Raw genomic sequence first — 19,590 nt, forward strand, 5'->3', positions numbered from 1 at the left:
GTGGCAGAATAGCGTCGCGGTCATGGCCGACACCGCCCGAATGGGCGGCGGGATGCGCGAACGACAAGGCCAGCATACCGTACAACAGAACCGGATCTGCCCCACCCGCCCAGAGCCCGAGCCCACCGGCCGGGAAAGCCCCGACATGGATGCTGTCACCTCCGCCACGCCGCTGCAGCTGAACCTGCTCGGCAACTTCGCCGCCCTCTGGCACGGCCAGCCGCTGGACGGCTTCAACTACGACAAGATGCGCGCCCTGCTCGCCTACCTGAGCCTGGAGCACACGCGCGAACACAGCCGCGAGACCCTCGCCGCCCTGCTCTGGGAGTCCAGTCCGGCCAGCACCTGGCGCGGCAACCTGCGGCGCACCCTGTCCGACCTGCGCCGGGTGCTGGAGGCGCCGACCGGCCTGGAACTGTTCGCTGCCGGCAAGAACAGCCTGCGCTTCCTGCCCGCCGGGCGCATCGACGCCCTGCGCTTTCGCCAGACGCCGCAGCGCTGCAGCGCGAGCCCGGCCTGCCAGCAGTGCCCCAGCTGCATCGCGGAACTGGAGGAGGCGGTGGCGCTGTACCGCGGCGACTTCCTCGCCGGCCTCGACCTGCCCGACTGCCCCGACTTCGAGGACTGGCTGCTGCTGCAGCGCGAGTCGCTGCGCTGCCACGCCCTGGCCCTGCTGGAACACCTGAGCAACCACTTCGAGCAGCATGGCGAGCTGCAGCGCGCCCTGCCCCACGCCCGCCGCCTGGTGGAACTCGACCCCTGGCAGGAGAGCGGCCAGCAGCGCCTGATGCGCCTGCTCAGCCGCAACGGCCAGAGCGCCGCCGCCCTGGCGCAGTACGAGAGCTTCCGCAACCAGCTGTGGAAGGAGCTGGGCGTGCACCCGAGCAGGGAATGCCAGGCCCTGCAGCAGCGCATCAGCCGCGGCGAGCTGGGCGCGGCGCCCATCCCGGCGCCGGCACGCGCGGTGGCGCTGCCGCCACCGCCGGCCGAGCTGCGCCAGGTCACCGTGCTGTACTGCGAGATTTCCACCGGCGCCAGCGCCGACCCCGAGGAAGCCCTGGCCCTGCTGGCCGAGCCCCAGGCGCAGTGCGCCCAGGTGATCCGCGCCCACGGCGGCTACCTGGTGCAGGCCCACGGCGGCGGCCTGCTGGCCTACTTCGGCTATCCCCAGGCGCGCGAGGATGCCGCGCGCATCGCCGTGCAGGCCGCCCTGTCGCTGGCCGCCGCCTGCGAGCCGGCCCAGGTGCGCTGCGGCCTGCACACCGGGCAGATCGTCACCGCGCCGGGCCAGCAGATGCCCGATGCCACCGGCTTCACCTCCGACCTGGCGATCCAGGTGCGCCAGCTCGCCGGCTACCAGGAAGTGACCCTGAGCAGCGCCACCTTCCGCCTGGTGCAGGGCTACTTCCGCTGCCTGCCGCTGCAGCTGTGCCTGCTCGGCACCGGCGCCAGCGCCGGCACCATCTACCGCGCCGAGGCGGCCAGCGCGGCGCGCCACCGCCTGGCCGCGCAGCCGCGGCTGACCCCGCTGGTCGGCCGCGACGCCGAGCTGCAGCAGCTGCTCGCACTGTGGCAGCAGGTGCACGAGGAGAGGAGCAGCCAGGGCCTGCTGCTGTCGGGCGACCCGGGGGTGGGCAAGTCGCGGCTGATCCACGAGCTGGGCAAGCGCCTGCCGGTCACCCTGCCCGGCCGCCAGGTCGAGCTGCGCTGCCTGGAGCCGCACCGCAGCGATCCGCTGTACCCCTGCGCCGAACTGATCCGCGGCCTGGCCGGCTTCCGCCCGGACACCACTGCGGAGCAGCGCTACCAGCGGCTCGACGAGGTGCTGCGGGTATTCGACCTCGACGCCGAGGGCCGCGACCTGATCGCCGACCTGCTCGACCTGCCGCTGCCGCCGACCTCGCCGGTGCACGGGATGCCCACCGAGCTGTGGCGCGAGCGCATGCACGAGGCCCTGCTGACCATCGTCCGCGCCAACCGCCAGCAACCGCTGCTGCTGGTGCTGGAGGACGCCCACTGGGCCGACTCCTCGACCCTGCAGCTGTTCGAGCGCCTGCTGCGCGAGCCGCAGCAGCGCCCGCTGCTGCTCCTGCTCAGCGCGCGCCCGGAGTTCGCCGCGCAGCCCTGGATCGACGCCGGCGCGCACCACCTGGAGCTGCCGCACCTGAGTACCGAGCTGGCCCGCGGCATGGTCGCCGGGCTGGCCGAGGGCCTCGAGCGCGGCGAGCTGCAGCGGGTGCTGGCGCTGGCCGACGGGGTGCCGCTGTTCATCGAGGAACTGGTGCAGTGGGCGGCCAGCGACGACGCCCAGCAGGGCCTGCCGCTGACCCTCAACGACCTGCTGATGGCGCGCATCGACCGGCTCGGCGACGCCCGCGCCACCGCCCAGCTGGCCGCCGGCATCGGCCGCGAGTTCCATATCGAACTGCTCGAGGCCCTGTACGAGGGCGACCCGGCGCTGCTGCACGGCCACCTCAAGGACCTGCTGCGCAGCGGCCTGGTCAACCCCGGCCGGCAGTCGAGCCTGTACCAGTTCAAGCACGCGCTGATCCACCAGGCCGCCTACCTGTCGCAGACCCGTACCCAGCGCCGACGCAGCCATGGGCGCATCGCCGAGATCCTCCTGCAGCGCTTCCCGGCCCGGGCCCGGCAGGCGCCGGCCCAGCTCGCCCATCACCTGGCCGAGGCCGGCCTGGCCGCCGAGGCCATCCCGCACTGGCAGCGGGCCGCCGCCAACGCCCGGCGCCTGTCGGCCAACCGCGAGGCCGCCGACTGCCTGCAGCGCGCCCTGGCCTGCCTGGCCGAGCTGCCGGCCGGCGCCAAACGCGACAGCCTGGAACTGGAGCTGCAGCTGGCCCTGGGCACGGTGCTCAACTCCGCCGACGGCTACGGCGCGCCCACCACCCTGGCCGCCTTCGCCCGCGCCGAGGCACTGGCCGCCACGGTGGCGGACCCGCAGCTGCGTTTCCGCACCCTGTTCGGCCTGTGGGGCGGCGCCGGCTCGCAGGTGTCGCACGACCAGGTGCGGGTGCTCGGCCGCCAGGTGCTGGAGGCCGCCGAGCGCACCGGGCGCCTGGCCAACCGCCTGCTCGGACAGAACTGCTACCTGGTCGGCTCCTTCTGGGGCCAGCCGCTGCGCGAGAGCCGCGAGCTGGCCGAGGCGATGATCGGCCAGTGCGAGCCGGAGGCGCGCCTGGAATGCCTGCGCGACTACGGCGAGGACCCGCTGGTCAATGCGCGCAACTACCTGCTGCTCGGCCTCTGGGTGGCCGGCCAGCCGGGACGCGCGCGCCAGGTCTGCACCGAGCTGCTCGAGGAGGTACGCAGCGGCGGCTTCGCCAACGCCATCTGCTACTCGCTGGTGTTCACCTCCATGCTCCACTGCCTGCTGCGCGAGCCACAGCAGGTGGCGCAGATGGCCGCGGAGACCATCGGCCACTGCCAGCGCAACGGCCTGCAGGTGTGGCACGACATCGCCGACGTGATGGCCGGCTGGGCCCGGGTGGCCCAGGGCGACGCCGGCGGCCTGGCCGACATCGAGCGCGGCGTGGCCGGCAACCGCCAGTCCATGTCGAGCATCGAGGTGACCCTCGGCAGCCTGCAGCTGGACGCCCTGCTGCGCCTGCAGCGGCACGAGGAGGCGCTGCAGCTGGCCAGCCGCCTGGTGCCCATCGCCCATCGCCGCGGCGACTACTACCTGCTGCCGGAGGTGCTGCGCCTGCAGGCCGAGGCCATGCTCGCGCTGGGCCGCGCCACCGGCGTGGCGGCGCTGCTGGACGAGGCCGGAGCGCTGGCCGAACGCCTGGGCGCCAACGCCTGGCGACTGCGCCTGGCCATGACCCGCCTGCGCTGGCAGCCGACGGCGGACCACCGCGAGGCGCTGCGCGAGGCGCTGGCGAGCTTCGTCGAGGGCGTGGAGACGCCGGACCTGCGCGACGCCGCGGCGCTGCTGGCCGGCTAGGCGCGCCTCGGGCTGTAGCTGTAGCCCAGGCCGCGATGGGTCTGGATCGGCTCGGCCTCTGCCGCCACCTGGCGCAGCTTGGCGCGCAGGCTCTTGATGTGGCTGTCGATGTTGCGCTCGTAGCCGGCGTCGGCCGGCACGCCGAGGGCGTCGAGCAGCTGCTCGCGGGAGAACACCCGCTCCGGCTGCGCCAGCAGCGCCTGCAGCAGGCGGAACTCGTGCCGGGTCAGCACCAGCAGCTGCTCGCGGTAGTGGATCTGCACCCGCTCGGCATCCACGCGGAACGGCCCGTGCGCCTCCAGCGGCGGCTCGGCCGAGCGCGGCGCCATGCGCTTGAGGATGGCACGCACCCGCGCGGCCACCTCGCGCGGGCTGAACGGCTTGACCACGTAGTCGTCGGCGCCGATCTCCAGGCCCACCACCCGGTCGATCTCGGCGTCGCGCGCGGTGAGGAAGATCACCGGCACCTCGGAGAAGCGCCGCAGCCGCCTGCAGGCCTCGAAGCCGCTGATGTCGGGCAGGCCGACGTCGAGGATCAGCAGGTCCGCCGGGGTGCGCCGCTGGTACTCCAGCGCGGCCTCGGCCAGGTTCAGCCAGGTGGTGGTGAAGCCCTCGCCCTGCAGGGCGAACACCAGGGTGTCGGCGATGGCGGCTTCGTCTTCGACTATGAGGATGTGCGGCATGGCGTCCGTGCGGGCGGGCTGGAACTTGCCGGGCACGGTGCCGCATGCCGCCCATGGCGTCAATCGCGCCCGGCCACATACAGGCCGCTGAGGTAGATCAGCAGCAGCGCGCCGGCGATCAGCCATTGCTCCATGGTGAGGTCTCCCGAAATAGGTGGGCGACGTCCCTGTCCACCCGTGACAAACAGTGCAAAGCAAGGGCGCCGGCCGTGGCGCCCACACTCAGGCAAGCGGCCAGCGCGGCCGCACGCTGGCGATGAAGGCGCGTTCGCCCTCCAGCTGGCCGACCAGCAGCTGGCCGTCGGCGCTGATGCCGCTGACCTGTACCACCGGCACCGCGGCGGCGGCCAGCGAGTGCGCGTAGAGCCAGTCCTCGACCGTGCGCATGCCGTCTTCGGCGGTCCAGACGAAGCCGCGCTCCTCGTCGCCGGCATGACCGTCGCTGGCCACCCCGACCACCACCGCGCCATCGGCGCTGAGGGCGTTGGCCCGCGACACCAGGCCGCCGTTGAGCCCGCCGAGGCTGCGCATGCCGGTGTCCTCGCGCCAGATGAAGGCACGCAGGGCCTCGCCGGCCTGGCCGTCGCTGGCCACCCCGACTATGGTGCTGCCGTCGGCGCTGATCGCCGTGGCCGTGGAATAGTGGCCGCCGTTCAGCGTGCCCAGGCTGCGCAGGCCGTCCTGCTCGGTCCAGCGCACGGCTCGGCGGGCGTTGTCGCGGGTGCCATCGTCGGCGTAGCCGGCGATGACCCGACCGTTGGCGCTGATCGCGCAGGCATGGCTGGTCAGGCCGCCGTTGAGCACGCCGAGGCTGCGCATGCCGCTGGCGAAGGTCCAGTAGAAGCCGCGGCAGGCATGGCCGGCGGCGCCGTCGGCGGCATCGCCGACCACCACCAGGCCGTCGGCGCTGCAGGCATAGGCCTGGGAGTAGCGGCCGTCGTTGAGCGTGCCGAGGTTGTGCAGGCCGCCCTGGCGGGTCCAGCGGAAGGCGCGGTCGGCGCCGCCAGCCTCGCCATCCTCGGCGGTGCCGACCACCACCCGGCCGTAGGCGCTGATGCCCTCGGCCGAGCAATAGCGCCCGCCATTCAGGCCGGCCAGCGGCTGCAGGCCGCCGGCGCGGGTCCAGATGAACGCACGCAGGTGCAGGGCGTCGGCGGGATCGGCGAGCATGCCGACCACGTGCAGGCCGTCCGCGCTTACCGCGCCGACTCGCAGGTAGCCGTCGCCGGCCAGCCCGGCGATGCGTTCGAGGCCAATGAACTCGGGTTCCACCGCGAGCAGCCGGGCGGTCAGCGCGGAGCTGGTCGGCCAGGCCTGGTACTGCAAATCCTTCATCCTTGTCACCATTTCATCTGCCGGATAACGCCGGTGACGCCCTCGGGAGCATCACCGGCCCGGGCCATTGTCCGGCGCAACGTTCGCCCAGCGTTCGCAGCCCTATTGCTGCCGGGGCGCGTGCGGCGAGGTGGGCTGGTGGGGTTTGGGCGGCAGCTCGCCGGCGGCCTCGCGCGGCGTGCCGACGCCGGCCTCGGCGGCCCAGGCGGAGAGGGAGAAGGACAGGGCCAGGCAGATGGCCGCGAGTTTCTGGTACATGGTGTGTTCCTCGTCGTTCCTGAAGGAGCGCCACCGACTTCCTCGCTGGTGGCCAGCCATGCCCACCGGCGCTCTGCCGGGGGTCACGGGAACAGGTTGACGAGGCTGCGTTCGCCATTCGTTCGCACCCGGCCGGGGCCGCCGGGTTGCCGACGAACGGCACGGCGTCAGCCGAAGTAGGAGCCCCTGGGCGCCTCCAGGCCGGACCAGAGTTCCTCGATGTGGCGGAAGCCCCATTCCTCGGCCGACTCGCGCCCGACTATCTTGTCGCGCCCGACCAGCTTGGCCAGGTCGATCACCTCGGTCGGGATCGGCACCCTGGAACGGGCGGAGAAGAACACCTTGACCCGCGGCGTGAGCAGCGACTTGGCGTGCTGCTCCATGACCACCCCGAGGCGGCCGCTCTCCAGGCGCACCAGGGCGCCGACCGGGTAGATGCCCACCGACTTGACGAAGGCCTGGAACAGCTGCGGGTCGAAATGGCCCTGCCATTCGGCCATCTTGCGGATCGCCTCGGCCGGGTCCCAGCCCTGCTTGTAGGGCCGGTCCGAGGTGATGGCGTCGTACACGTCGCAGATCGCCCCCATGCGCGCCAACAGGCTGATCTGTTCGCCGGCCAGGCGGTGCGGGTAGCCGGAGCCGTCGAACTTCTCGTGGTGGTGCAGGCACACATCGAGCACCAGGGCACTGACCTGGCGGTTCTCCAGCAGCAGCTCGGCACCGGCCTCGGGGTGGCGGCGCATGGTGCCGAATTCGCTGTCGGTGAGCTTGCCCGGCTTGTTCAGGATGGCATCGGGAATGGCCATCTTGCCGACGTCGTGGAGCAGGCCGGCCATGCCGGCCTCGCGCACCTGCTCCTCGCCCAGGCCAAGCTGGCGGCTGAGGGCGATCATCAGGGCGCACACCGCCACCGAGTGCATGTAGGTGTATTCGTCGCTGGTCTTCAGCCGGGCCAGGCTGATCAGCGCATTGGGATGGCGCAGCACCGAGGCGGAGATTTCCTCGACCAGCTCGGCCGCATGCTCCAGCTCGATGGCCTGGCCCATGCGCGCGTCGCGGAACATCTCGACTATGGCCTGCTTGGAGCGCGCGCACAGCTGGCGGGCGCGCTGCACTTCCTCCTCCAGGCTGGCCCGCGCCGGCGTCGGGCTGGCCTCGGCCGCCGCCAGCAGCTGCGCCTCGGTCTCCGCCTCGACCTCCTCGACCGAGCGGCTGGCGTGGCCCGGCGCCACGTCCTTGCCCTTGCTGACGTCGATCCATACCTCGTGGATGTTGGTGTCGCGGATGCGCTGCAGGTCACGCTCGCTGTCGAGCAGGAAGCGCCCCTTCCAGAACGGGTGGTCCATCCATGAACCGCAGAACTCGTGGATGTACATGCCGAGGCACAGCTCGGCAACGGCGATACGTTTCAGCACAGTGGATGACCGCAAATCGGCAGCCTGTGCCTGGCGCGGACCCCCGGCGCCAAATCAGGGCACATTGCTATCACGGGGGATTCTAGGCTGCGCCGAGCATTCGCGACAGAGGCGGCGCCGGCTATCATCGCCGCAGCCCAACCCATGGAAGACCTCATGCGCCGCTCGCTTACCGCCCTCAGTGTCCTGCTCCTGCTGCTGCTCAACACCCTGGTCCTGATCGGCCCGCTGCTGCTGATCGCCCTGCTCAAGCTGGCGGCGCCCAACCGGCGCCTGCGTGCCCTGTTCTCGCGCGAGGTGATGTGGGTGGCGGAAACCTGGGCGGAGATCGACAAGCTGATCTTCGCCAGCCTCACCCCGACCATCTGGGACATCCGCGGCGGCGAGGGGCTGCGCCGCGACCGCTCCTACCTGGTGGTGAGCAACCACCAGTCCTGGGTCGACATCCCCGCGCTGGTCCAGGCCTTCAACCGCAAGACGCCCTACTTCAAGTTCTTCCTCAAGCAGGAGCTGATCTGGGTGCCCTTCCTCGGCCTGGCCTTCTGGGCCCTCGACTACCCCTTCATGAAGCGCTACTCCAAGGCCTACCTGGCGCGCCACCCGGAGATGGCCGGCAAGGACCTGGAGATCACCCGGCGCGCCTGCGAGCGCTTCAAGGACCTGCCGGTGACCGTGGTCAACTACCTGGAGGGCACCCGCTTCACCGCGGCCAAGCAGGCCCAGCAGGGCTCGCCCTACCAGCACCTGCTCAAGCCCAAGGCCGGCGGCGTGGCCTTCACCCTGGCCACCCTCGGCCCGCAACTGGACGCCCTGCTCGACGTCACCCTGGTCTACCCCGGCGGTCAGGCGCCGGGTTTCTGGGCGCTGATCAGCGGCCAGGTGCCGCGGGTGATCATGGATATCCGCACCCGCGAGCTGGATGCCCAGCTGTGGGCCGGCGATTACGAGGGCGACCCGCAGTTCCGCCAGTACGTGCAGGCCTGGGTCAGCGCGCTGTGGCAGGACAAGGACGCACGCATCGCCGAGCTGCGCCGCGAGCTGTGAGGCCTCAGCGGCCGAGCAGGCGGGCCAGGCCGTCGCGCAGCGGGGTGGCCGGCGCCAGCTGGTAGCGCTGGCGCAGCAGGCGGTTGTCCGCCCGCGAATGGCGGATGTCGCCGGGGCGGGCTTCGGCATGGAGAACCGGCGGCAGCTGGCCGAGCACCTCGCCGATGGCCGCCAGCAGCTGGTTGAGGCTGATCGACTGGGCATGGCCGACGTTCACCGCCTCGCCCACCACCTCGGTGCGGGTCAGGCCCTGCACCAGCAGCGGCACCAGGTCGGCCACGTAGAAGAAGTCGCGGGTCTGCTCGCCGTCGCCGAACACCGTGATCGGCGCGCCCTTCAGGGCCCGCTCGGTGAAGATGCTGATAACCCCGGAATAGGGCGAGGACGGGTCCTGGCGCGGGCCGAAGATGTTGAAGAAGCGGAAGATCGCCGGCTCCAGGCCATGCTGGCGGCGGTAGAAATCCAGGTAGTGCTCGCTGGCCAGCTTGTCCGCAGCGTAGGGCGTGAGCGGTGCCTTCGGCGTGTCCTCGGTGACCGCCACGCCTTCGCCGTTGTTGCCGTAGATGGCGGCGCTGGAGGCGAACAGCACGCGGCGCACGCCGGCCTCGCGCATGGCCTCGCAGACATTCAGGGTGCCGATGAAGTTGCTCTGGTGGGTGGCCACCGGATCGTCCACCGAGGCCTGCACCGAGGCCACCGCCGCCAGGTGCGCCACCGCCGCGCAGCCGGCCACGGCGCGGCGCACCAGGGCGGCATCGGCGACGTCGCCCTCGATCAGTTCGACGCGGGCATCGTGCAGCGGCAGGTTGGCGCGCTTGCCGGTGGACAGGTTGTCCAGCACGCGCACCCGATGGCCGGCAGCCAGCAGGGCATCGCACAGGTGCGAGCCGATGAAGCCGGCACCGCCGGTGATGAGAATCAGGGAATCGGACATACGGGCCTCAGGCGTGACGGTAGTAACGGTCCAGCAGCGCCGGCAGGCCGGCGCGCCAGGCCCTGGGCTTGATGCCGAAGGTGTGCAGGATCTTCTTGCAGGCCAGCACCGCGTGCTGCGGCTCCTCGGCCGCATCGGGGCGCGCGGCATGGGCCTGGGGCGTGATCTCCTGGACCCGCAGCGGGTGGCGCGTGCGCGCCTCGCCGAGCAGCGCCTGCCCCAGGGCCAGCGGCGTGGTGGCCTCATGGGCGCCGTAGTGATAGATGCCCCAGAGCGGGCTCTGGCAGTCCAGCTGCTTGAGCACGGCGAGGATGACCCGCGCGGCGTCGTCCACCAGGGTCGGGTTGCCGCGGCGGTCGTCGGCCATCAGCAGTTCCTGGTCCTCCGCGGCACGCTTCAGGAAGCGCCCGAGCAGGCCGTCGGCGCTGTCGTCCAGCAGCCAGCCGAAGCGCAGCAGCACATGCCGCGGGCAGGTGGCGCGCACGCTCTGCTCGATGCGCAGCAGGGCCTGGCCGCGCTGGCCCAGCGGCACCGGCTCGTCCTTCTCGCTGTAGGCGGTGGCGCGCGCGCCATCGAACACCCGGTAGCTGGAGGGCTGCAGGAGCAGGATGTTGTGGTGCTGGCACAGCTCGGCGAGGCGCTCCACGGCGCGCTCCTGCTGGGCGAAACGCGCCGCATCGCAGCCCTCGGCCTGGAACCAGTCGTGGTAATAGGCCAGATTGATCAGCGCGTCCGGGCGGGTCTCGTCGAGCAGCTGGGTGAGGCTGGCGACATCCCAGCCACCTTCCGGCGGGCGCGGGGCGAGGAAGCCGATGTCCTCCTCGGCGCCCTGGCGCACCAGCGCCTGACCCAGGGCATTACCCCCTCCCAGCAACAACAGCCGCATTCGCATGATTCAGCACAAGACCCGACAGACCCGAAGAAGCCCCCGCCTGGCGGCGGGGCGAAAACGGCATTCTGCGGGTTTCGCGGTGGCGCGTCACTAGCACGGACCGATCATGGCCCCGTCACGCCTGGAAGAAGCTCACCCGGCTGCTCAGCAGGGTGGCCAGCCCCGCCAGCTCCCGGCTGGCCGCCGCCACCTGCTCCGAACCGACCGCCGTTTGCCGGGTCGCCAGGTGGATACGGCTGATATTCTGGCTCACCTCCTCGGCCGCCTGGCTCTGCTGTTCCGAGGCGCTGGCGATCTGCGCGTTCATGCTGTTGATCGCGCTGACCTCCTGGCGAATCCTGGCCAGCGCGTTCTCCGCCTGGCTGGTCTGCTCCACCGTCTGCCGGGCCAGATCCCGACTGGCATGCATCACCGCGGCGGCCTTGCCGGCGCCATCCTGCAGTTTGCCGATCATCTCGCGAATCTCGCGGGTCGATTCCTGGGTACGGCTCGCCAGGGAGCGCACCTCGTCGGCCACCACGGCGAAACCACGGCCATGCTCGCCGGCGCGGGCCGCCTCGATGGCCGCGTTGAGGGCCAGCAGATTGGTCTGCTCGGCGATGGAATTGATCACCTCGATGATGGTTTCGATGTCGGCGCTGTCGTGGGACACCTGCTGCACCGTGACGGCCGCGTTCTCCAGGGTTTGCGCCAGGTGCTGGATGCCGCCGGCGCTGTCCTTGACCAGGCGGTCGCCCTGGTCGGCCTCGCTGTCGGCATTGCGCGTGGCCGCGGCGGCAGTGCCGGCATAGTTCGCGACCTCGCTGACGGTGGCCGCCATCTGGTTGACGGCAGCCGCCATCTGCTGCGCCTCGTCGGACTGCAGACGAATCTGCTCCTGGTTGCTGTCGGCGGTCTGCTGCAGCTGCGCGGCAGCTGCAGCCAGCTGCTCGGAGGCGCTACGCACCTGCACTATGGTTTGCGCCAGGTTGCCCAGGCTGCCGTGCAGGGCCCCCATCACGCTGTCCGGGTAGCGGGTGTCCAGCTTCTGCTGCAGCTGCCCCGCCGCCAGGTTGCGGATCGCCTCGGCCACCTGATAGGGCTCGGCACCCAGGGTGGACTTCAACTGGCGGATGATCACCAGCGAGATGACCGCACTGAGCACGGCACTGATCAGCGTCGCCAGCAGGATCAGCCACTTGAAGCCGGTGGCGGCCTCGCGCACGGCGCCGACCTTCTGGTTGACGATCGCCTCCTGGAAGTCGATGAAGGCATTGATGCGCCTGAGCCATTCGCTGTAGGCGGGAGAAACCTCATCCAGCAACAGGCGCACGGCACGCTCGCGCTCGCCGCCCTGGCGTTCGGCGATCAGCTGGCCAGTCAGGGCCAGGGTGCTTCGCTCGATCTCGTTGATCTGCTCCAGCAGGCGCCGCTCCTGGGCAGAGGCGCCCGTATCGACCACCAGCGCACTCATCGGGGCAGCGGACTCGGCATAGAAGCCGGCCAGCCGCTCGATATCGCGCAGATGGGCCTGCAATGCCTGCTCGTCATCCACCAGCACCGCATCGCGAATGGCGATGGCGCGGTCATGCACGCTACCGCGGAAGTTGATGGCATAGCGCTGCTTCAGCGCGGCATCCTCACTGACGTCGGTCAGCGTGGCATCAATGAAGCCGACTCGCTGAACGCCGATCAGGCTGATCAGCAGCATGAGGGACAGGATCAGGCCAAAGCCCAGGCTGAGACGCAGGGCGATGCTCATGGGCGTGCGCATAATAGGCTCCGTAGCGAGATGGGAAAATGGCGTCAATCTGATGCCATAGTGACATCATCCCAGCCCGGCGACCCACAATTATTTCTATACAAGCAATAGGCTTTGTATAAGTTTTAAAATCTCCGCGCTACAGGCCCCACACCCAGGAGAAAAACGCAGCGGGCCCGCCGCGTGAGGCGAGTGCCTTGCGGGCCCGGGGAGACAGCAGCTGCCAAGAAGCGCCTAGGGCGCACAGCCCGGCGCCGGCCTCACGGGAACCCGGCTTTCCCGCCCGACGCCACAGGCTCGCCTCTGCCCCACATGGCCGGCAATGCACCGGCCGGCCCAGGGCTACTGCGTGCCCTTGCGGCGCAGGCTGGCCGGGGTGAAGTAGCTCTGCGGCGGCGCCGCCAGGAGGAACTGCCGCGGTGCCTTCTCGTTGTTGCGCAGACCGATGACCGTGTAGCTGCGCGCGACCAGGTCATGGAACACCAGATTGACCGGGGCGATGGTGGGTACCTCGTAGGCGTTCTTGCTGAACGCCAGGTTGACGTGCCACAGCTCGCCGCGGGCATCATGGTTCTCCACCATCAGGGCGTACCAGCTGTCCTCGTCCAGGTAGAAGCGGCGCTTGGCATGGACGTGGCGCTGGCCCGGGCGCAGGGTGGCCTCCACTACCCAGACGCGATGCATTTCCCAGCGGGTCAGGTCGGGATTGAGATGGCCCGGCCGGATCAGCTCGTCCGGCTTGAGCCCCGGCTGCTCCATGGCGTAGTTGTGGTAGGGCACCAGCAGGGCCTGCTTGCCCAGCAGCTTCCAGTCGTAACGGTCGGTGGCGCCGTTGTACATGTCGGTGTCGTCGGCGTAGATGCCATCGATCGGCGTGTCGTAGGCCAGGGTCGGGGCGCGCCGCACGCGGCGCTGGCCGGGGTTGTAGATCCAGGCCGAACGCGGCTCGGCAACCTGATCGATGGGCTCGTGCACCAGCAGCGCGCGGCCGACGTCGCGCGACGGCGGCAGCAGCTCGCTGGCGAAGTAGTAGAGCTGGTTGTCCAGGCTGCCGGCATCCTTCTGCGGATGGTAGTAGTTGGACAGCAGCTGGATACGCTCGCGCAGCAGCGAGTAGCTGCCGCTGGTGGTGACCTGGGCGGTCAGGGCCACCTCGTCGATGTAGCGCCCCTGCCAGCGGGCGATGTGGTTCCAGATCGCCTCGCGGCCATCGGCCGGAATCGGGAAGGGAATGCCGGCATAGGCGCCCACCAGGCCGTTGCCGCCATCGGCCAGGGTCGCCTGCTCGGCATTGCGCCGGGTGTTGGCGTAGATCTCCGGCGGCGCGGCGAAGCTGCGGTGGCTGGGGTAGACCGGCACCCTGAAGCTCTGCGGGTAGGCCTTGAGCAGCGCCTTGACCCCGGGGCTGAGGTTGGCCTCGTCGGCGCCCATGTTCTGTGCGTCGATCACCCGCAGCGGTTGCTCGCCGGCGAAGGGGTCGACATGGAAGCTGCCCGGGCCGCCGTAGCCGGCCGGCGGCTGGGCCAGACCGCCGCTCCACTCGGGGATGCCCTTGGCCGCATCGCCCTGGCGTTCGGCGCCGAAGGGGGTCAGGGAGGTGCCGAGCTGCGCCGCCTGCTCGGCGCCCACCCTGGCCTGGGCGGCCAGCGGCAGCAGCAGGCCGAGGGAGAGCAGGACGGAGGTGAGTGCTGTACGGGTCATGGTGGTCCTGCTGTCAGAAGGAGTAGGAAAGATTGAGGGCGACGTGGTCGCGGTCGATCAGCGCGTTGTCCTTGCGCGCGCCCCAGAACGAGGTGTAGGCCAACTTGCCGGCCAGCGTCTGGCCGTACTTGGCGCCCAGTTCGAGGGTGGCCGACTTGCGCCCCTGGATGAAGTTCTCGTTGAGTGCCGGCGAGGTGCCGGCGACGTCCTGGCGGAAGGTGATGGCCGGCAGCAGGTCGAAGTTCGGCCGCACGTCCTGGATCAGGCCGGACAGGTTAACCGTGTAGCCCCAGGCGAAGGAATCCAGGTAGGCGTAGTTGGGCGTATCCAGCAGGCTGCCCGGCACATGGTTGAAGGCCGCCTCGCCCAGCACCAGCAGGTCGTCCAGGCCGGCCAGCGGGCCGAAGCTGTGGATCAGCGAGAGCGAGCCGGTGTAGAGCTCGTGACGCCGGTACAGGTCGATGCTGCGCCGCGGATCGTTGGCCGAGCCGTCGCCGAACTCGCCCAGGTCGATGCTACCGCCGCTGGCCCCGCCGCCGCCGAGGGCACCCTCGGCCAGTTGCTCAAGCTCGTAGGTCATCGAGGGCTCCAGCGGCGCGTTGGGCCGGTAGGTCAGCTCCCCCGCGACGCTGGTGTCGCCCACCGTACCGGAGACGCTGAAACCGAACAGGCGGATGTCCTCGGGGTAGATGAGGTCGTAGTAGGTGCTGTCGAGCAGGGCCAGGCCGTCGACCAGCGGCACCGAGGCCGGGTCGAGCGCCTGGGCCAGGCCGCAGAGGTCGGCGAAGCGCCCGCCGCTGCCGGCGCTGCAGGCCATGGACTGGCCCTTCTGGATGCGCAGGAAGGGCACCTTGCTGTGGTAGTTGAGGTAGTAGAGGCTGAACTCGGTGTTGTTCCACTCCTCCACCAGGTAGCGCAGGGCCATGCCGAACTGGCCGTCGTCGCGGGCGTCGTGCTCGCGGCCGTAGCGGGCACCGGCGACTATGCCGTTCTCGCCGTTGAGCCCGGGCACCAGCTCGGCCAGCGGGCCCAGCTCGCCACGCAGGTCGACCAGCACGCCGTTGCTGCCCTTGCCGAAGTAGTCCTGGTTGTTGAGGAAGGCGCCGGTGGGGATCAGCTCATGGCCCTTCCACTCCAGGCCGTAGAAGGCCTCGACGTTGAAGGCGTCGGTCAGGCCGAGCTGGCCGGAGATCATGTTGGTCGGCAGCAGGGCGTCCTTGAAGCTGGCGTTGGGCAGCACCACGCGACCGATGTCCACCGGGTTCACCACGTTGAGCCCGTCGGCGTAGTAGATGCCCTCGCCCCAGTTGATCACCTGGCGCCCCAGCCGCACGCTGTAGGGCATCTCGCCGACGTAGCGGTTGGTGTAGAGGTAGGTGTCGAGCAGGCGCGCGCGGTGGCCGGCGCGGTTCTCCAGGTCCGAGGGGTAGCGCTCATCGCTGTCGGTGTTGTGGGTGGCGAACGCATCCCCGCTGGGCTCGTGATCCATGATCTGGGTGTCGTACCAGGCGGTGCCGCGGACGAACAGGCCATCCTGCTCGGTGCGCACGTGCAGCTCCGAGGTCAGCTTGAACTCGTTGGAGACGAAGCCGGTGTCGTAGTACTCGCTGCCGTCGTTGTTGTTGGCGAAGATGTTCTGCCCGCCACGCTCGATGCGCTCGGGCGAACTGGTGCGGTACACCGAGGTGAACTCGGCGACGCTTTCCAGCGAGGTGGTGAAATGGGGCCCGGTGTCGATCTCGAACGCCTGCACGGGCGCCCCGAAAACGCCCAGCCCCAACCCGATCGCCAATGTCATCTTGCTTTTGTTGTGCGACATACGCTCCTCCTGAGTCCGCTTGAAATTAACGGCAACAAAAAAATCGGCATGGGGCCGTAACGGACAAAAAAGAGGGCTCTGCAGGCCTGTCACATTTTTAAACACATCGCCTGCCAGGCATTTGCGGCACACTGCCCGACGACTACCGCAGGGGGGAATGCAGGGTGAAACCCATAGTCGATCCGCGCTATTCGGAGGCCTCGGCGCCGCCGCAGATTTCCCGCTTCCTGCTGCAGCACGCACGCGCCTGCGGGCATGACCCGGCGCTGCTGTGCCGCGGCCTTGGCTTCGCCCCGGACGACCTGAAGCGGCCGGACTATCGCCTGTCCTTCCGCCAGAGCTACCAGCTGGTACGCCGCGCCCAGCAGCTGCTGGACGACGGCGGCCTGGGCCTGACCGTCGGCAGCCGGCAGACCCCGGTGTCCTGGGGCCTGGTCGGCCTGGCCATGCTGGCCTGTGCGGACCTGGGCACGGCCCTGCAACTGGCGCTGCGCTACCAGTGGCACATCGGCAGCCTGCTCGACTACCGCATGGAGATCGCCGGCGACCAGGTACTGGTGCATGCCACGCCGCGCTTCTTCGACCCGGAAGTGGCGGTGTTCTACCTGGAGGAGGCCTTCTCCAGCAGCCTGGCCATCGTGCGCTTCCTCGCCGGGCAGGACCTGGTCGCCAGCCGCATCGAGGTGCAGTACCCCAGGCCGGCGCACGCGCAACGCTATGCCGAGCTGTTCCGCTGCCCGCTGCGCTTTTCCGGCGAGCACAACCTGATGCAGTTCCCGCTCGCCTGGCTGGAGCTGCCACTGCCGACCCGCGACGACTACGTGGTAGCCGAGGCCTGCCTGCTGCTGGACGAGACCATCCGTCACGACCAGGGCCTGAGCGACCTGGTCGAAACCATCGAGCGCGAGGTGCGCAAGAACCTCGGCGAGCCGCCGTCGCTGGGCCAGCTGGCGCGCCAGCTGAACCTGAGCGAGCGCACCCTGCGCCGGCGCATCGGCGAGGCGGGCCTGAGCTACTCCGGCATCGTCGACGAGCTGCGCCGCACCCGCGCCCTGCAGCTGCTCGGCCAGCGCGACAACCGCCTGATCGACGTGGCCTGCGCCACCGGCTTCAGTGATGTGCGCAACTTCCGCCGCGCCTTCAAGCGCTGGACCGGGGTCACGCCGCGCACGGCGAAGCAGCGCATCGCCCCGCAGCACTAGCGCCGAGTCGACGCCCCGGCAGGGCCCTCAGCTTTCCCGGTAGACCGGCCAGCGCTCGACGATCCGCCCGCCGCGCACGGCCAGCAGGTCGCCGAACTGCAACAGCACCGACTCGCTCTGGGTCGGCCGCAGGAACACCTGGTCGTCCACCCGCAGCCCCGCCGCCGGCGAGGCGTTGAGCAGCTCCTGGTTCGAGCTGCGCCCGTACAGGCCGCTCAGCTGCAGCCCGGCCGGCGAGGCGAAGTCGGCCTGCCAGTTGCCGCCATAGATGAAGAAGGTCTCGCGCCGGTTGACGTCCCACCAGGCCAGCAGCCGCGACTTCTCGTCCAGTGCCGGCAGGCGCAGGGCCCCGGTGCTCTTCAGCACCGGCGTGGCGATGTATACCGCCGGCACATGCTCGGCCAGCGACGGCAGGTCATAGTGGCTGGGCTTGAGCAGGCCGGTGCCGATCGCCACTTCGCTGCTCAGGGTCTCCTGCTCGTGGGCGCGGTAGCTCGGGCTGCCGGCGGTGTTCAGGGTCAGGCCCTCGCGCCACAGCGCGGGGAAGCGCTGGCGGGTGAAGTCGACGCAGCCCTGGTAGCGCGCCATGACCTTGGCCAGCAGCTCGTCCGGGGTGCCGAGCAGCGCCGGCAGGTTCATCCCGACGAAGGGGTCGTAGCCCATGAAGCCGGCGAACTGCAGGTGCTGCGGATGGTCCGCGATCAGCTGCAGCAGCGGCGCCAGCGCCTGCGCCTCGCCCACCCCGCCACGGTGCAGGCCGACATCCAGCTCGATGTTGATGCGCAGCCGCGTGCCCAGCCCCCGGGCCAGCGCCAGGTACTGCTGCAGGCGCGCGGGGCTGTCGATCAGCCACTGCAGCTGGCGCGCCGGGTCGAAGGGGCCGCGGTGCTGCTGGTAGAACAGCTGCGCGGAACGCACCGGCAAGGGCTTGCCGAGCAGGATGTCGGCCTCGGGAAACAGCCGCGCATCGTGGTTGAGGAAGGGCTGGTGGAAGGACATCAGGCGCCGCGTGCCGAGGCGCTCGCCGAGGTAGCGCAGCAGCTCGGGGGACGGCAGCGACTTCTCCACCAGGCGCAGCTGCTTGCCGCTGCGGGCGAGGAACTGGCGCACCACCTCGATGTTGTGGTCGAGCCGGTCGAGGTCGATCAGCAGCACCGGGCGCATCGGCCCGTTGGCCTGCAGCTCGCGGTTGAGCGCCTGGAAATAGGCGTCGTGCGGCTGCCCGCGATCTCCCGGGCGCAGCCAGGCGGCCGCCAGCAGCCCGCCGGCGGCCCCCAGCCCGCCCAGCATCAATGCACGTCGTTTCATGCTAATCCCTCAGGCGAGGCCGAACAGGCCGGCCAGGTGTGCGTTGACGAAGCGCCCCTGGGGGTCCAGCGCCTGGCGCACCTCGGTGAATTCCTGCCAGCGCGGATACAGCGCCTGCAGCTGGCGCGCGCCCAGGCTGTGCAGCTTGCCCCAGTGCGGCCGGCCCTGGTACTTCCAGAAGATCGGCTCGATGGCGGCGAAGAAGTTGTGATGGTCCATCGCATAGTGCTGGTGCACCGAGATCGCACAGCTGTCGCGCCCCTCGAACATGCTCAGGGGAATGTCGTCGGCCTTGATGTAGCGGTACTCGATGGGGAACCAGGTGCGCAGGTTGCCGTCGTCGATGCGCTTGAGGATCTCGCGCAGGCAGGCCGGGCCATGCTCGGCCGGCACCGAGTACTCCATCTCGTTGAAGCGCACGTTACGCACGTTGGCGAAGACCTCGTGGGAGGCGCCCACGCGGTCCTCGAAACTGGCCAGGTGGCGCAGGTTGTTGAGCAGGCTGCGGCGCAGCTCGGGGAAGTCGCTGAGGTGCTTGTCCAGCCCCTCGATCAGGCCGATGAAGCCGTTGCCGCCCTCCTCGTCCGGCGCCAGCGGCGGCGTCGCCGGGTCCTCGGTCTCGTTCAGCGCCACCGCCAGGGCATAGTCGGAGTGGGTGACCACCAGCATCTCCCAGTGCTGGTTGTCGCGCTTGAGGTTGTCGACGTCCTCCAGCAGCTCCTCGGTCCTGGCGATCCACTGGCGCTCGCGCAGGCGGTAGGCCGTGCGGTTCTGCAGGCGCACGCGGGTCACCACGCCCAGCGCGCCGAGCGACACGCGGGCGGCGTCGAACAGCTCGGGGCGTTGCTCGCGACTGCAGTCGAACACCTCGCCGCTGGCGCTGACCAGTTGCAGGCCGCAGACCTGGGTGGAATAGGAGCCGAACTCGATGCCGGTGCCATGGGTCGAGGTGGCGATGGCCCCGGCCAGGGTCTGGTAATCGATGTCGGCCATGTTGACCAGCGCCTGGCCGACCGCCTGCAGCGGCGCGCCCATCTGCGACATCGGCGTACCGCCGCCGAACTCGGCCTGCAGGGTCCGGGCGTCGTGTTCGAGCAGACCGGCGAAGTGGCTCAGCGACAGCAGGGTGCCATCGGTGGGCACCAGCGCGCTGAAGGAATGCCCGGAGCCCACCGGGCGGATCTTGCCCGGCGCCCGGCGGATGGCCTGCACCAGCTCGTCGAGGTCCCTGGGGGCCAGGCGCTGCAGCGGCAGGCAGCTCTGCGCGCCCGACCAGTTGCGCCAGGGCATGGGCCGC

Annotated in this window: 14 protein-coding genes and 1 pseudogene; 3 read left to right on the forward strand and 12 right to left on the reverse strand. The window is 70.2% G+C overall.

Annotated elements, in window-relative coordinates:
* Window positions 1–145 precede the first annotated feature (145 nt).
* The gene (locus tag AAG092_RS08825; protein ID WP_373389396.1) at window positions 146–3,961 is read left to right on the forward strand and encodes an AAA family ATPase; all 3,816 of its coding nucleotides are present in this window, start codon (window positions 146–148) and stop codon (window positions 3,959–3,961) included.
* Here the strand turns inward: AAG092_RS08825 and creB are convergent.
* From creB to AAG092_RS08845, 4 genes are all read right to left on the reverse strand, one after another.
* Window positions 3,958–4,644 (reverse strand): two-component system response regulator CreB, encoded by a 687-nt coding sequence (gene creB, locus AAG092_RS08830; RefSeq protein WP_373389398.1) that lies wholly within the window; start codon window positions 4,642–4,644, stop codon window positions 3,958–3,960. The genes AAG092_RS08825 and creB overlap by 4 nt on opposite strands.
* 222 nt (window positions 4,645–4,866) lie before the next feature.
* The gene (locus tag AAG092_RS08835; RefSeq protein ID WP_373389399.1) at window positions 4,867–5,979 is read right to left on the reverse strand and encodes a hypothetical protein; all 1,113 of its coding nucleotides are present in this window, start codon (window positions 5,977–5,979) and stop codon (window positions 4,867–4,869) included.
* 102 nt (window positions 5,980–6,081) lie between these two features.
* The gene (locus AAG092_RS08840) at window positions 6,082–6,237 is read right to left on the reverse strand and encodes a hypothetical protein (protein ID WP_373389401.1); all 156 of its coding nucleotides are present in this window, start codon (window positions 6,235–6,237) and stop codon (window positions 6,082–6,084) included.
* 167 nt (window positions 6,238–6,404) lie between these two features.
* Window positions 6,405–7,652 carry an HD-GYP domain-containing protein gene (locus tag AAG092_RS08845; RefSeq protein ID WP_373389402.1) on the reverse strand — a complete coding sequence of 416 codons (1,248 nt, stop codon included), beginning with the start codon at window positions 7,650–7,652 and terminating at the stop codon, window positions 6,405–6,407.
* Window positions 7,653–7,808: 156 nt separating this feature from the next.
* On the opposite strand from AAG092_RS08845, the gene AAG092_RS08850 reads away from it, so the two are divergent.
* Window positions 7,809–8,696 (forward strand): acyltransferase, encoded by an 888-nt coding sequence (locus tag AAG092_RS08850; RefSeq protein WP_373389403.1) that lies wholly within the window; start codon window positions 7,809–7,811, stop codon window positions 8,694–8,696.
* A gap of 4 nt (window positions 8,697–8,700) precedes the next feature.
* Here the strand turns inward: AAG092_RS08850 and AAG092_RS08855 are convergent, their stop codons facing one another.
* The 6 genes and pseudogenes from AAG092_RS08855 to AAG092_RS08880 all read right to left on the reverse strand — a co-directional run bounded on the left by AAG092_RS08855 (window position 8,701) and on the right by AAG092_RS08880 (window position 15,783).
* The gene (locus tag AAG092_RS08855) at window positions 8,701–9,630 is read right to left on the reverse strand and encodes an NAD-dependent epimerase/dehydratase family protein (protein ID WP_373389404.1); all 930 of its coding nucleotides are present in this window, start codon (window positions 9,628–9,630) and stop codon (window positions 8,701–8,703) included.
* Between the two features lie 7 nt (window positions 9,631–9,637).
* Entirely contained in the window at window positions 9,638–10,522 is an 885-nt protein-coding gene (locus AAG092_RS08860) for a sugar nucleotide-binding protein (protein ID WP_110683360.1), read from the reverse strand.
* Between the two features lie 115 nt (window positions 10,523–10,637).
* Window positions 10,638–11,519: a methyl-accepting chemotaxis protein gene (locus AAG092_RS08865; protein ID WP_373389575.1), complete on the reverse strand. Its 882-nt coding sequence runs from the start codon at window positions 11,517–11,519 to the stop codon at window positions 10,638–10,640.
* 234 nt (window positions 11,520–11,753) lie between these two features.
* A pseudogene (locus AAG092_RS08870) lies at window positions 11,754–12,275 on the reverse strand (MCP four helix bundle domain-containing protein); the annotation flags it as partial.
* A 330-nt stretch (window positions 12,276–12,605) separates the two neighbouring features.
* The gene (locus AAG092_RS08875) at window positions 12,606–13,964 is read right to left on the reverse strand and encodes a DUF1329 domain-containing protein (protein WP_373389405.1); all 1,359 of its coding nucleotides are present in this window, start codon (window positions 13,962–13,964) and stop codon (window positions 12,606–12,608) included.
* Between the two features lie 13 nt (window positions 13,965–13,977).
* Window positions 13,978–15,783, reverse strand: a complete 1,806-nt coding sequence (locus AAG092_RS08880; protein ID WP_373389406.1) for a DUF1302 domain-containing protein — start codon at window positions 15,781–15,783, stop codon at window positions 13,978–13,980.
* Window positions 15,784–15,947: 164 nt separating this feature from the next.
* Here AAG092_RS08880 and AAG092_RS08885 point away from each other — a divergent pair, with 164 nt between their 5' ends.
* Window positions 15,948–16,985 carry an AraC family transcriptional regulator gene (locus tag AAG092_RS08885; RefSeq protein WP_373389408.1) on the forward strand — a complete coding sequence of 346 codons (1,038 nt, stop codon included), beginning with the start codon at window positions 15,948–15,950 and terminating at the stop codon, window positions 16,983–16,985.
* A 27-nt stretch (window positions 16,986–17,012) separates the two neighbouring features.
* Here the strand turns inward: AAG092_RS08885 and AAG092_RS08890 are convergent, their stop codons facing one another.
* Window positions 17,013–18,227 (reverse strand): DSD1 family PLP-dependent enzyme, encoded by a 1,215-nt coding sequence (locus AAG092_RS08890; protein WP_373389576.1) that lies wholly within the window; start codon window positions 18,225–18,227, stop codon window positions 17,013–17,015.
* A 75-nt stretch (window positions 18,228–18,302) separates the two neighbouring features.
* The gene (locus AAG092_RS08895) at window positions 18,303–19,583 is read right to left on the reverse strand and encodes a D-arabinono-1,4-lactone oxidase (protein WP_373389577.1); all 1,281 of its coding nucleotides are present in this window, start codon (window positions 19,581–19,583) and stop codon (window positions 18,303–18,305) included.
* Window positions 19,584–19,590 lie beyond the last annotated feature (7 nt).

The sequence above is a fragment of the Pseudomonas alcaligenes genome (genome assembly GCF_041729615.1).
GTDB lineage: Bacteria > Pseudomonadota > Gammaproteobacteria > Pseudomonadales > Pseudomonadaceae > Aquipseudomonas > Aquipseudomonas alcaligenes_B.